General features: G+C 69.1%; 12 protein-coding genes and 2 pseudogenes. 6 read left to right on the top strand and 8 right to left on the bottom strand.

Annotated features, from left to right (window positions below; all coding sequences use genetic code 11):
* Positions 1 to 526: 526 nt before the first annotated feature.
* Positions 527 to 1,117: a TetR family transcriptional regulator gene (locus ACLML9_RS24445; protein WP_411947716.1), complete on the bottom strand. Its 591-nt coding sequence runs from the start codon at positions 1,115 to 1,117 to the stop codon at positions 527 to 529.
* 131 nt (positions 1,118 to 1,248) lie between these two features.
* Here ACLML9_RS24445 and ACLML9_RS24440 point away from each other — a divergent pair, with 131 nt between their 5' ends.
* On the top strand, positions 1,249 to 1,563 hold the full coding sequence (locus ACLML9_RS24440; RefSeq protein WP_411947715.1) for a hypothetical protein: 315 nt from the start codon (positions 1,249 to 1,251) through the stop codon (positions 1,561 to 1,563).
* Positions 1,564 to 1,611: 48 nt separating this feature from the next.
* Positions 1,612 to 2,037, top strand: a complete 426-nt coding sequence (locus ACLML9_RS24435; RefSeq protein WP_411947714.1) for a nitroreductase family deazaflavin-dependent oxidoreductase — start codon at positions 1,612 to 1,614, stop codon at positions 2,035 to 2,037.
* A gap of 163 nt (positions 2,038 to 2,200) precedes the next feature.
* Here the strand turns inward: ACLML9_RS24435 and ACLML9_RS24430 are convergent, their stop codons facing one another.
* A complete protein-coding gene (locus ACLML9_RS24430) occupies positions 2,201 to 2,995 on the bottom strand; it encodes a thioesterase family protein (RefSeq protein ID WP_411947713.1) in 795 nt (264 codons plus the stop codon).
* Positions 2,996 to 3,309: 314 nt separating this feature from the next.
* Positions 3,310 to 4,530, bottom strand: a complete 1,221-nt coding sequence (locus ACLML9_RS24425; RefSeq protein ID WP_411947712.1) for an NAD(P)/FAD-dependent oxidoreductase — start codon at positions 4,528 to 4,530, stop codon at positions 3,310 to 3,312.
* Between the two features lie 391 nt (positions 4,531 to 4,921).
* Between ACLML9_RS24425 and ACLML9_RS24420 the strand changes: the two are divergent.
* Positions 4,922 to 5,041, top strand: a pseudogene (locus ACLML9_RS24420) (IS110 family transposase); the annotation flags it as partial.
* 50 nt (positions 5,042 to 5,091) lie between these two features.
* Here the strand turns inward: ACLML9_RS24420 and ACLML9_RS24415 are convergent.
* Complete coding sequence (locus ACLML9_RS24415) at positions 5,092 to 5,565, bottom strand: RrF2 family transcriptional regulator (protein WP_411947711.1); 474 nt, start codon at positions 5,563 to 5,565, stop codon at positions 5,092 to 5,094.
* Between the two features lie 226 nt (positions 5,566 to 5,791).
* Here ACLML9_RS24415 and ACLML9_RS24410 point away from each other — a divergent pair.
* Both ACLML9_RS24410 and ACLML9_RS24405 read left to right on the top strand, forming a co-directional pair.
* A pseudogene (locus ACLML9_RS24410) lies at positions 5,792 to 6,121 on the top strand (aldehyde dehydrogenase family protein); the annotation flags it as partial.
* Positions 6,122 to 6,461: 340 nt separating this feature from the next.
* Complete coding sequence (locus ACLML9_RS24405; protein ID WP_411947710.1) at positions 6,462 to 7,469, top strand: hypothetical protein; 1,008 nt, start codon at positions 6,462 to 6,464, stop codon at positions 7,467 to 7,469.
* 29 nt (positions 7,470 to 7,498) lie between these two features.
* Here the strand turns inward: ACLML9_RS24405 and ACLML9_RS24400 are convergent, their stop codons facing one another.
* Positions 7,499 to 8,215 carry an SDR family NAD(P)-dependent oxidoreductase gene (locus ACLML9_RS24400; RefSeq protein WP_411947709.1) on the bottom strand — a complete coding sequence of 239 codons (717 nt, stop codon included), beginning with the start codon at positions 8,213 to 8,215 and terminating at the stop codon, positions 7,499 to 7,501.
* A 254-nt stretch (positions 8,216 to 8,469) separates the two neighbouring features.
* Between ACLML9_RS24400 and ACLML9_RS24395 the strand changes: the two genes are divergently transcribed.
* Positions 8,470 to 10,059, top strand: a complete 1,590-nt coding sequence (locus tag ACLML9_RS24395) for an AMP-binding protein (RefSeq protein WP_411947708.1) — start codon at positions 8,470 to 8,472, stop codon at positions 10,057 to 10,059.
* 13 nt (positions 10,060 to 10,072) lie between these two features.
* Here ACLML9_RS24395 and ACLML9_RS24390 read toward each other — a convergent pair whose 3' ends face one another.
* The 3 genes from ACLML9_RS24390 to ACLML9_RS24380 all read right to left on the bottom strand — a co-directional run.
* Positions 10,073 to 10,339, bottom strand: a complete 267-nt coding sequence (locus ACLML9_RS24390; RefSeq protein WP_411947707.1) for a type II toxin-antitoxin system RelE family toxin — start codon at positions 10,337 to 10,339, stop codon at positions 10,073 to 10,075.
* Positions 10,336 to 10,614, bottom strand: a complete 279-nt coding sequence (locus tag ACLML9_RS24385) for a type II toxin-antitoxin system prevent-host-death family antitoxin (RefSeq protein WP_411947706.1) — start codon at positions 10,612 to 10,614, stop codon at positions 10,336 to 10,338. The genes ACLML9_RS24390 and ACLML9_RS24385 overlap by 4 nt, the downstream gene beginning before the upstream one ends.
* A 104-nt stretch (positions 10,615 to 10,718) precedes the next feature.
* The coding region (locus ACLML9_RS24380) for a TetR/AcrR family transcriptional regulator (RefSeq protein ID WP_411947705.1) at positions 10,719 to 11,397 on the bottom strand (679 nt) is incomplete at its 5' end.

Raw genomic sequence — 11,397 nt, 5'->3', positions numbered from 1 at the left:
GACCTCGGCGCAGTGGGCCGGGACGGCCGATGCTCCAATCATCACCCGGGGCCGACATCAGCCCGCCGCAGTTCCGTACTCACGGAAACTGATCGATTTCGCCGTCCACCCGCTTGCCGCCGCCAGCGGCCTCGAAGTGGTGGCAGGCGGACAGATCAGGGTCGACCGGCAGATGCGTTCGGTCTCGCACCCCGTGTCTACGTGGCCGGTGACAGCGCATTCGTCATCGGTGACAACGGCCGGCCGTTGCCGATGTCGTGCGCTTCCGCGGGATTCACCGGTATGCAGGCGACGTCCGCGATCATCGGGGACCGCACCGGGCGCGAGGTCGAGACGACCGCGCTGACCTATGTCGGCAACCATATCGGTCTCGGCCGCAAGGACGGGATCTTCCAGCTGGTCGACGGTGACGCCGGCGCGAAGTCCGGGGCATTGTGCGGCCGGCCGGCGGCTCGTCCGCCATCCATGCCGCCGTGGTCAACGGCAGCCCGGCCATGCTGGCCACGCTCGGCGTACCCCCGGAAATCTACTGGCCGGTCGCGGGGCGGGAGCGCATGCTGCCGTGCGCGATCTCGTGGACGGCCGGGCGCAACAGTTCGACGATTCGGTCGGTGGCGGCATCGGACACCGCATCCAGGTGCAGCAGGTGGCGGCCGATGACGACGCCGAGGGTGAGTGCCCCGATCAAGCCCGCGCGCAGGTCCGCGTCGTCGGGATCGAGGTGTTCGGCGGCCTGCCGCTGCCGGGCGGTCATCGCCGCGCGCACGCTCTGCGCGGTATCCGAATGGGTGAGCATGGTGCGGACGGCGGCCAGGGTCGCGCTATCGGGTTCGCCGTCGATCTTCGCCGCCAGCGCGGCGAGTAGTTGTTCGGCCGCTTGTTCCGGTGTACCGCTGATCGGGGCGTCGGGTTCGGGGACCGCGACCCGGGCGAACAACTCCTCCTTCGACCCGAAATACCGCATGACCAGGCTGGGGTCGGTCTCCGCCGCGGCCGCGACGGCGCGGATGGTGGTGCGCTCGTAGCCGGATTCGGCGAACAGGCGGGTGGCCGCTCGCAGAATGCGTTCCTGGGTGCGCCGCCGCTGTTCGGCTCGGGTCGGCTGGGTTTCGGACACCCGACCAGCCTAGGGCCCGCACGCTCGCGACCCGGGCGCGCGACCGATTGCATTCGGGCAACGACCGTTGACCGAAATTGCGGCGACTGCTAGTTTCGGACTACAAACGTTGACCGAATGAGGTGGTTCCGATGTGGCCGACAGTGGTTACGGCTTTCACGGCGGGCGTGCTGGGCACGAACGCGTTCCCGCACTTCGCGAAAGGAATGATGGGAGAGGAGTTCCCGAATGTCACCGGGAACGCGCCGGTGCGCAACGCGGTCGCGGGAGTGCTCGGCCTCGTCCTGGCGGCACTACTCGGATGCGCGGCCGATCTCGGGGCGTACCCGTGGCCCGGATTCGTGGCACTGAGTATCGGGGCACTCGTCATGGCTGTTTTCCACGGGATGCGCGGGGCATTCTGGTTGAACCGGGTGCTGGGCAAACCGATCCCCGCCCCGGTGTAGGCGCACCGCTGATCGGCGGGGTGCGGTTCGGACGCGGAGGACGTGCACATGGCGGCCTGGGATGACGAGGTCATCGAGGAATTCCGTGCCGGCGAGGGGCGCGTCGGCGGCCCCTTCGCGGGTTACGATCTGCTCCTGCTCACCACCATCGGCGCGAAATCCGGCCTACCGCATACGAAGCCGGTGATGTATCTGCGGGACGGCGATCGGCTGGTGATCGTCGCCTCCAATGCCGGGGCGCCACGGAACCCGGCCTGGTACCACAATCTGCGCGCACATCCGACGGTGACCGTGCAGGTGGGCGCCGAACTCTTCCAGGCCGATGCCGAGGTGATCGACGCCGGGCCCGAACGCGATCGCCTGCACCTCGCGATGGTCGCGATCCTGCCCGCGCTGGCCGAGTACGAGCGCACCGCGGGCCGGGTCGTACCGGTTGTCACGCTCACCCCGCGCGCGCCCGGGGGAGCGGGATGACCGAGGGTCCCGGCCTAAGCTGGTGCGCCGGGAATTCGCGACCGGACCGGCGGGGGCGCCGGAACCGAATCGGCCCGGCCGGGGTACCCGGCGAATAGCCGGTGGGTGAGTACCCGGCCGACGATACCGGCGGGGGCGTCACGGGCCGCCGTGCCCGATCCGGTCAGCGCGGGCCGAGGAACAAGGTCTGGGTGCTGCGGCCCAGCGGGCCCTTCTCGTCGAACAGTGCGGACTCGGCCAGGCCGATACCGTGCGGCTGCGGATGGGTGACGGCATCGAGGCAGACCCATTCGCCGACCGGTTGGCGGTGCAGGGTGACGGTCAGATCGGTGTTGATGAACAGGTAGCGATCCCAGTCGAGGACCGCGCTGATTCCGTTGCCGGAATCCGCGGCGGCGAGGGTGCGTTCCAGCGGGCTGGGTCTGGTACCAGCGACGATCGGGTATTTCAGCCGGATCCAGCACACCGCGGGGCCGGGCTCGCGGAACGAGCCGGTGACGTAGCGGTATTCGATACCGGTGTGGAATCCCACGGGCTGCGTGGAAGGGAACGGTTCAGGGGCGGGCGTCTGATCGGGGCCGGGACGCGCCCCGGTCGGTAAGAGGTGTTCGGGGATCTCGAGTTCGGGATCGGCGAGTTTGAAGCGCCAGGCGGCGGCCCGCATCACCGGACCGCGGTCGGTGGACAGGGACGCTTCGATCAGCTCCACGCTGCGTCCCGGGCGGACGAGGCGGGTCTGCGCGGTGAGCGGGGCGAGGGGGACGGGTCCGAGGATCTCCACGGCGACGCGGCCCACCTGGAAGCCGGGACGGGGTTCGCACCGTTCGATCACATGACCGAGCAGCGCGGAGGGCGGTCCGGCGTGCTGGGCGTCGGGCGACCACGGACCACGAGTGAGCCCGGTGGAGAGGAACCGCTGCGGGTCCGCCGGATCGGGCAGGTAGAAGGCCTCGTTCACATCGTTGTCCGTTCGTCCGGTCGGCGGTCGTGCCGTCTGTTCGCTCTCGGTCCCGACCGTACCGCCGGGGCGGGAGCATGCCGCGCGGTGGTGGCCAGGGTCCCCGGCGGGTGCATGCTTGCATGCAAGCTTGTATCTACGGGCTGGAGTGGCTGCGTGCGGACATCGTCGTACCCGGCCGAGACGCCCGGGGCGGAGTCCAGCGGATCGGGCCTACCGGCTCACCAAGGAACGGCGGTCCGCCGCCTGCCGCGACCGGCCGAACCGAGCCGCGGCTCGGCGCGGCTCGGCGCGGCTCGGTGGCGCGGCGCGGTTCAGGGGAACGGGGTGGGGATGTCGCGGACCGAGAAGCGGTAGTCGGCCTGCCGGAGCAGTTCACCGGGGTCGTCGGTGGGCGGGTAGATCCACCACTCGTTCACCTTGCGCTTCCGTACCTTGGCGGCCTCGCCTGTCGCGGCCACCTGCCTGTCCCAGCCGTGGGTGAACACCGCTCCGGCGGAGCCGAGATCGAGGCAGGTGACGTAGGGCGCCGGCGTGAACGGTACGGCCGGGAGCCCGAACAGATCGGCGGCGGCGTTGTGGCCCGCGAATTTCCCGAGTTGCACCGCGTGCTGGCAACACTGCAGTACCGGGTGCCCCGGCTCGGCGTGCGCCGCCGCGGTATCACCGGCCGCGTACACACCGGGAACTCCGAGTACCCGCAGCTGCTCGTCCACCGCCAACCGGCCCGATCGGTCGCGGTCGGCGGGGATACCGGCGGTGAGCGGACTCGCCTGCACCCCGGCGGTCCACACCACCGTACGAGCCGCGAGACAGGTGCCGTCGGACAGTGTGACGCCGTCCGGTTCCACCATGTTCAGGCTCATACCCAGGTGTTGCTCCACACCGAGGGTTGCCAGGGCTTCGAGGATCTGGGGCCGGGGGCCGGGGCCGAGTTCGGGACCGACCGAATCGGCCCGCTCCACCAGCGCGACCCGGACCTGCTCGGTCGCTGCCTCGGTCGCGGCGAGCGCGCCGAGCCGGTCCACCAATTCGGTCGCTGTCTCGATCCCGGTGAAGCCCGCTCCGACGACCACGGCGGTGAAGCGGCCCGGACCGGCCGGCAGCTCCGGGAGCCGGCGCAAGTGCGCGTCCAGCGCCGCGGCAGCCGGGAGGGTGTCCACATTGTGGAGCAGTTCGGCACCCGGCAGGACGGGCCGGACGAGCCGGCTACCGGTCGCGAGAATCAACTGGTCCCATGGGATCTCGGCGGTCTCGCCGTCTCGTCCGACGACGGTCACGGTCCGGTCCGCGGTATGCACCGCGGTCGCGGCGCCCGCGATCCGGCGTACCCCGACCGGCCCGAGGATCCGGTCCAGCGAGACCCGCATGCGGTCGGGATCGGCCTGGTAGAGGCGGGGCCGGATCACCAGATCGTCACCGGGGTCGATCAGGGTGACCGGTAGGTCGCGTCCCGCCGCGCGGGCGAGCCGGACCGCGCCCGCGGCGCTCCACACCCCGGCGAAACCACCGCCCAGCACCACGATTCCGGACATGTCATCCTTACCTTTCTTGTGTGGTGATAGAGCCCGTAGCCATCGGGTTTCGAATCACCTGGGAGCGATGGGTACGGCTTTCATGTCGTTGCCGAGGTTCATGGCCGAGGAGGATTGGCCGCCCACCGTTCCACGACGACTCGACCGCTGATTGAGAGATGCGATCCGATCGCTGTGTAAGGATGAGACGGCGTGGTCGTCGACCCACCCGGCCTGCTTTGCGACTTTGATGGAGATCGTTGTGCCACAACAGTTTTGGGCGGGAATAGTTGCGGGGAAAGCCTCGCATCACTGCACGGTGATCGACACCGGCGCGACACGACGGCTCTCGCGCAAGACGGTCAACGACGAGACCGAACTGACAGCACTGATCGACGGCGTCCTCGCCCTGGCCGACGGCGGTGACCTGACCGTGTTCGACCGGGCCGACCGCCTCGCCGGCCTGGCGCCGGTGCCCCGCGATTCCGGCCGGGTCAGCGGCAACCTCAAACGCCCCCGCCGCTACGACCGCCACCCGCCACGACCCCGCCTCGCGCGCCTACTATCGGACATGCCGTGAGATCAGGGGTTCGCGAAGTCGCGCCGGGTGCGCTCGGCCGCGGACGCCGGGGCCTCGGCGGCGAGGTCGGCGATCGTCTGCGCGGCGAGTTCCCGCCGCCACGCCAGTTCCGCGCGGCGCATGGCCAGGGAGATTCCGCACGGCCGGGTGAACTCCGCGCCCGGGCTGCGACCGCTGCCCCCGCGCTGCCGGATCTCGGTGCAGCGGAACGGGTCCACCCCGCCTTCGACGGCGGTGACCACATCGAGCAGGGTGATCCGTTCCGGGGGCCGGGCCAGGCCGAAGCCGCCGCGTACGCCGGGGGTGGAGGTGAGGATCCCGGCGCGGACCAGGGCCTGCAGCCGTTTCTTCAGGTACTCCACCGGCAGGTCGAACCAGGCGGCCAGCCGGGCGATCGGCACCGGCCATCGGTCGTCCAGCCAGGCCAAGGTGACGCAGCAGTGCAGGCTCCACTCGACGCCCTCGCCCATTTTCATAACAGGGATATTAACTGTCCCTGTTCATCGGACGCAAGCACGGACCCACAGGAGGGGAAGTCGGACAGAACGACCGAGTTGGTGACCTGGCCGGTCGCGATCACCTGATCGGTGCCGTCCAGGGTCGCCGTGACGACGGCGAAAGCCATTCGGCGGGCACGCCTGGTGAGTTCGCCAGGAACCGTCACCCAGTGCTCGGCGGGCGCCGCCCGCGCGAACTGGGTGGCGTGTCCCGGTGGGACCGGTGGCGGTGTTCGCCGCCAGCAACTTCCCGCCGGCCTTCTCCGTCGCGGGCGGTGATACCGCCGCCGCGCTCGCGGCGGGCGCACCGGTGGTCGTCAAGGCGCATCCGTCGCATCCCGGCACCTCCGAACTGGTGGCGCGGGCGGTGCTCGCGGCAGTCCGGGCGCACGGGCTGCCGGAGGGGACCTTCGCGCTGGTGCACGGTGGCGCGGAAACCGGCCTCGCGCTGGTCCGCGATCCGCATATCCGTGCGGTGGGCTTCACCGGGTCCCGGCCGGGCGGCCTGGCGCTGGCCGCGGCCGCCGCGGAAAGGAACTGCTCACCGACGAGATCCGGACGGAGAACCCGCTCGGGATCTGGCGTCGGGTGGCCGGGACGGTCACGCGGGACTGACCGTTCGCGAACTCCTCTCCGCCCGCACTCCCGCTGTTCGGGCGGGGAAAGGGGTTGGCCGGCGGTGACTGCGTCGTTACGCCCGCCGAAGGCGTTCGGCGGGCGTAAGGATTCGGAGGGGGCGTTGGCCCGGCGACCGCTTCCGACGGGCGGGCGGTCCATATTTCCTATAGGCGGCAGTAGGCTTCGGCCGGGTACCGTAGGCTCGGGACGAGGAACTGCAAGGCGGGAGCAGTATCCGGGATTCCGCCGAGGAACCTATGAGTGGGGCTCACACGAGAATAACCGACCTGATCACGGACATCTCGCACCGGATGATCTACTCGGGCAAGATGGTCGGGGACTGTTTTGCCGCCGAGACCAGAGGTGTGGGCGAACACTTGGCGGGACATGCGGAGCGGGCGGGTCGCGATGACAAGCGGCAGGCGGATCTCATCGGCGGAATACCCGCCGATACCGACTTCGCTTCCAGCAGTGCGGTAGGGGCTGGAGCCCCTGAGTCGTACACGTTGCGAACGGGGCTGGACAGCAACCGGATCACCTTCCACGACTTCTACGAGCATGTACGGCGCAACGAGTTGCCGGAGCATATCGATCCGGGCGGCCGGGAAGGCGCCGACTGGAGTGTCAATCGAGCATGGGGGCGGGCAGTTGCCGCCAAACAAGACCACCTCCGCGCGCAGGGCGTAGCGGGCCGGGAGTTCGCCGAGGCCATGTGGAAGTGGAAGAACGAGATGGAGCGCGATGCGCGCAAGATCGACGCGAAACTCGAATTCCCGCCCGATACCGCCGGTCGCGAGCCATATCTCGACCGGCTCTACCGCGGGGACGGGCGATCGCGGGAGACGATCGCGGCCGAAGGTATCCGGCCCCGGAGTGAACTGACCGATTCGACGTTTTCGTGGGTGGCCGCTGACGGGCCGGGCGCCGACGACTGGGTTTGTCTGTCGAAGGATCCGGCGGAGGCCGCTCGTTTTCCACTCTGGAACTCCCGATGGGCGCGCCCTCCAGAGCACGAGGTCCACATCGTACGAGATATAACCGGTGTCGTAGACAAGACGGGTGAGTCCCGCGTCAGCTTCAATGAGGGACTCATCGTGGTCCCCGGTGGTATCCCGGCGGACAAAATCGAGGGAACCTTGATCGATCGGAACGACCCGAGCGGGGGATTCGATCCCAACCCGGATTTCCGGCCGCACGAACCGGCTCCGACCAGGCCGCCCCGGGAGGACACCGGATGGGACAACATGTACCGTGGCCCGTCCTGACCGAGGTACCGCTGCCCAGGCGTCCGCGGTCACTCGAAGGCGGTCGCCCGCCCGACTTTCTCCCACTCCACCACTTCGGCGCGTACCGAATCGTTGTGGGCGAGCACCGCATCCACGGAGTCCGCGCCGAGCGGCAGGCGCAGGGGCGTGCGTTCGGCCTCGAGAGCTGCGCGGATGGCGGCGGCCGCCTTGGCGGGATCGCCGGGCGGTTCGACGACCAGAACATCGATCCCGAACGGCGCGACCTCCTCGGCCAACGCCTCGGCGAACCCTTCCAGCGCGAATTTGGTGGCGCTGTAGTCGGAGAAGCCCGCGAACGGCAGCTGCCCGCCGACGCTGCTCATCGTGACGATCGCGCCGGACCGCTGGGCGCGCATCTGCGGTAGTACCGCGCGGGTGAGCGCGGCGGGTCCGAAGAAGTGCAGGTCGAACAGGTCGCGCAGTTCGCGGTCGGTGGTTTCCTCGACCGCGCCCACCTGGGTGCGGCCGGCACTGTCGACCAGCACATCGATCCGGCCGTAGCGGGAGACGATATCGGCGACCGCCGTCTCGATGCGCTCGGTATCGGTGACATCGAGCGCCAGTGCTTCCACCTGGTCGGGGTGGGCGGCGACGAGGTCGTCGAGGGCGGCGGTGCGGCGCGCCACCGCGATGACGGTATCGCCGGCCTCGATCGCCGCCCGAGTGATCGCGCGGCCGAAGCCGCTGCTCGAACCGGTCACCAGCCGGATCTTCGGGTTGCTCACTGCGTTCTCCTCGATTCGTGGGTCGGCAACGATCCTGATCTCGCGCCGAGGTCCGCTCTCGCCGGGACCCCGGGTCCGGTGGATTTGCCTCGGAAATAGAGTAGAACGTGTTATAGTTTTCGCGGTTTGCGAGCCCCGTGGGTGGTTCCCGGGCCGCGACGCCATGTGGCGGTGCCCGCGGCCGGGGGGACCGCGCCGGAGCACCGGTCGATTTCACTGGGCCGCTCGGACGGGCCGGCCCGAAAGGCAGACGAATGAACACTGAACCGCACGTCGACGACGCCGCCCTGCTGCACCGCGAGCCGCTGGCGGTGGATCTGCTGGGCAAAGCTCTAGAGCGTTATGCCGACCGCACCGCGGTCCATATCGACGACGCCACCCTGACCTACCGCGACGTGCGCGATCAGATCAGCCGGTTCGCCCAGGCGCTGGCCTCGGCCGGCCTCGGCGTGGGCTCCCCGGTGGCGGTGCTCTCGGCCAACCGGCCGGAGGTGATCTTCGCCCAGGGCGCCAACAATGTGAACGGGTCGCGGGCCATGGCGCTGCATCCCATGGGCTCGCTCGACGACCATGCCTACGTCCTCGGGGACGCGGGCGTGGAAACCCTGATCTACGACCCGAGCGGTTTCGACGAACGTGCCGCGCAGTTGCGGGACAAGGTGCCCGGGCTGCGGAACCTGTTCTCGTTCGGCCCCTCCGAGGCGGGGACCGACCTCATCGAACTGGCCGCCGGGTTCACCCCCGAACGGGTGCGCGGTCCGCAGGTGGATCCCAACGCGACCATGAGCCTGGCCTATACCGGCGGCACCACCGGTAAGCCCAAGGGCGTGAAGATGAGCTTCCGCGGCAGCACCACCATGCTGCGCATTCAGATGACCGAATGGGAGTGGCCCGACGAGGTCCGGTTCCTGGTGTGCACCCCGCTGAGCCACGCGGGCGCCGCGTTCTGGGGTCCCACCGCCCAGCAGGGTGGTTCCATCGTGGTGCTGCCGTACTTCCACCCGGCCAAGGTGCTCGAGGCGATCGAGAAGTACAAGATCACCGCGACCATGCTGGTGCCCACCATGCTCTACGCGCTGCTGGACAGCCCCGACCTCGACAAGTACGACCTGTCCAGTCTGCAGACGGTGTTCTACGGCGCCTCCGCGATCTCCCCGACCCGGCTGGCCGAGGCCATCGAGAAGTTCGGTCCCATCTTCTTCCAGTTCTACGGTCAGGCCGAGAGCCCGATGACCATCTCGGTGCTGCGCCGCGGCGACCACGACCTGAACAAGCCGGAGCGGCTGGCCAGTTGCGGCCGTCCGGTGCCGTGGCTGTCGGTGGCGCTTCTCGACGAGAAGGGCAACGAGGTACCTCAGGGCGAGCCGGGCGAGGTGTGTGTCCGCGGCCCGCTGGTGATGAACGGATACCTGAACAAACCCGAACAGACCGCCGAGGCCACCGAATTCGGCTGGCTGCACACCGGTGATATCGCCCGGCAGGACGAGGAGGGTTTCCTCTACATCGTCGACCGGAAGAAGGACATGATCGTCTCCGGCGGGTTCAATGTGTATCCGCGTGAGGTCGAGGATGTGCTGTCGGCGCATCCGGCGGTGAGCGCCGCGGCCGTGATCGGCGTGCCGGACGACAAGTGGGGTGAGGCGGTCAAGGCGGTCGTCGTCCTCCGTGACGGGCAGTCGGTGCCGGTCGAGGAACTACAGGCGCTGGTGAAGGACCGCAAGGGCGCGGTCTACACCCCGAAGACCGTCGACTTCGCCGAGAGCATCCCGGTCAGCCCGCTCGGCAAACCGGACAAGAAAGCGCTGCGGGCGCAGTACTGGGGCGAGGGCCGGCAGGTGAACTGAGGTCGCCGGGCAACTACCGCTCGTATATCTTTCGTCGATGGCCCGCGGAGATCACCAGGATCACCAGCTTTCCCTCGTCGACCTCGTAGACGAGGCGGTAGTTGCCCACCCGTAAGTGGAATCCGGGGCGCCCGGTCAATGCTTTGACGTCGACGCCGTCCCGCCGGTAGGGGTCGTCACCGAGCAACGTCAGTGCGACCAGCAGACGCAACGCGTCTTCCCGGGGAATGGATCGCAATGCTCTTCGCGCAGCGGCGGTCCAGCAGAATTCGTACTTCATGCCAGAGCTTCGTCGCCTGCGGCGAGAACCTCATCCATCATCTGCCCCAGGGTGATCCGTTCGGGCTCACCCGCTTCGGCAAGAGCTTCGTCCGCCATATGCTCCAGTTGCTCGTCTTCCCACTCTTCGAGCTTGGCGAGCATGAACAGAGGGACGGCAGCGGCCGCCGGCTCACCGCTACGGGTGATCACGGTGACATGTCCGTCTTTGTCGGCGGCATTGACCACGGCCGGGAGTTGTGCGCGAGCTTCCCGAATACTCAACCGATCGTCCATGTCACTGGTGTACACGTCCGTGTACCACTCCGGCCGGTCGGTATAGGTAGCAGGTGCCGAGGTCGAGTCCGCTGTCGGTCATACGAGCGGGTCTGCGGGCGACCTCAGCGGTCCGGGGGACCCGTGAGGATCGCGGTGACGGTATCGATCAGTTCGGTGAGCAGTTCGTCGGGAGAGAGCCGGGTTCCGCTGAGCGCCAGCATGCCGCGCAGACCGTCCGGGTCGCCGAGGGTCTGGAATGTCAGGTTCATGGCCTGGGTGAGGCGGAAACGGATCGTCCGGGAGGCGACGCCGGGGGCGATCTGCTCCAGCAGGGCGTTGAAACGCAGAGCCTGGGGAGCGAACCCCTCGGTGAGCTTGGTCAGGGCGGGATGATTACCGCTCATGATGCCCGCGACCAGCCGGATCCACGGTGTGCCGCCGGCGGCGGCGAGTTCGCCGACCGGGCGGACGAAGGCGTCGGCCAGTGCCCGAGCCTCGGGTGCGCCGGCGTCCTCGACGGCGTCCAGCAGTTCGGCGCGGCGGGTGTGCAGTTGTTCGCTGCGGCGGCTGATCAGTGCGTCGACCAGAGCGTCCTTGGAGCCGAAGTGATAGTGCACGGACGCGACGTTCGCGCCGGCTTCGGCCATCACCGAACGCAGGGAGACCGCGTCGATCCCGCGTTCGGCGAAGAGCCGTTCGGCGGCCAGGATCAGGCGCTGATCGGTGGGGAGGCCGGCCTCGGGGGAGTGCCCGTGGCCGGGGTCGGGGGCGCGCGCGCCCCGGGGCGCGGCCGCGCCCCCG

The organism is Nocardia sp. NPDC002869 (genome assembly GCF_046764065.1).
GTDB classification, from domain to species: domain Bacteria; phylum Actinomycetota; class Actinomycetes; order Mycobacteriales; family Mycobacteriaceae; genus Nocardia; species Nocardia rhamnosiphila.
This window is presented reverse-complemented; position numbering and strand designations above follow the sequence as displayed.

What these genes read in the sequence shown, in the direction of transcription:
- ACLML9_RS24425 (WP_411947712.1), bottom strand. Translation starts at nt 4,530, where the DNA reads ATGTCCGGAATCGTGGTGCTGGGCGGTGGTTTCGCCGGGGTGTGGAGC.
- ACLML9_RS24390 (WP_411947707.1), bottom strand. Translation starts at nt 10,339, where the DNA reads ATGAAGTACGAATTCTGCTGGACCGCCGCTGCGCGAAGAGCATTGCGA.
- ACLML9_RS24385 (WP_411947706.1), bottom strand. Translation starts at nt 10,614, where the DNA reads ATGGACGATCGGTTGAGTATTCGGGAAGCTCGCGCACAACTCCCGGCC.
- ACLML9_RS24435 (WP_411947714.1), top strand. Translation starts at nt 1,612, where the DNA reads ATGGCGGCCTGGGATGACGAGGTCATCGAGGAATTCCGTGCCGGCGAG.
- ACLML9_RS24405 (WP_411947710.1), top strand. Translation starts at nt 6,462, where the DNA reads ATGAGTGGGGCTCACACGAGAATAACCGACCTGATCACGGACATCTCG.
- ACLML9_RS24440 (WP_411947715.1), top strand. Translation starts at nt 1,249, where the DNA reads ATGTGGCCGACAGTGGTTACGGCTTTCACGGCGGGCGTGCTGGGCACG.
- ACLML9_RS24395 (WP_411947708.1), top strand. Translation starts at nt 8,470, where the DNA reads ATGAACACTGAACCGCACGTCGACGACGCCGCCCTGCTGCACCGCGAG.
- ACLML9_RS24415 (WP_411947711.1), bottom strand. Translation starts at nt 5,565, where the DNA reads ATGAAAATGGGCGAGGGCGTCGAGTGGAGCCTGCACTGCTGCGTCACC.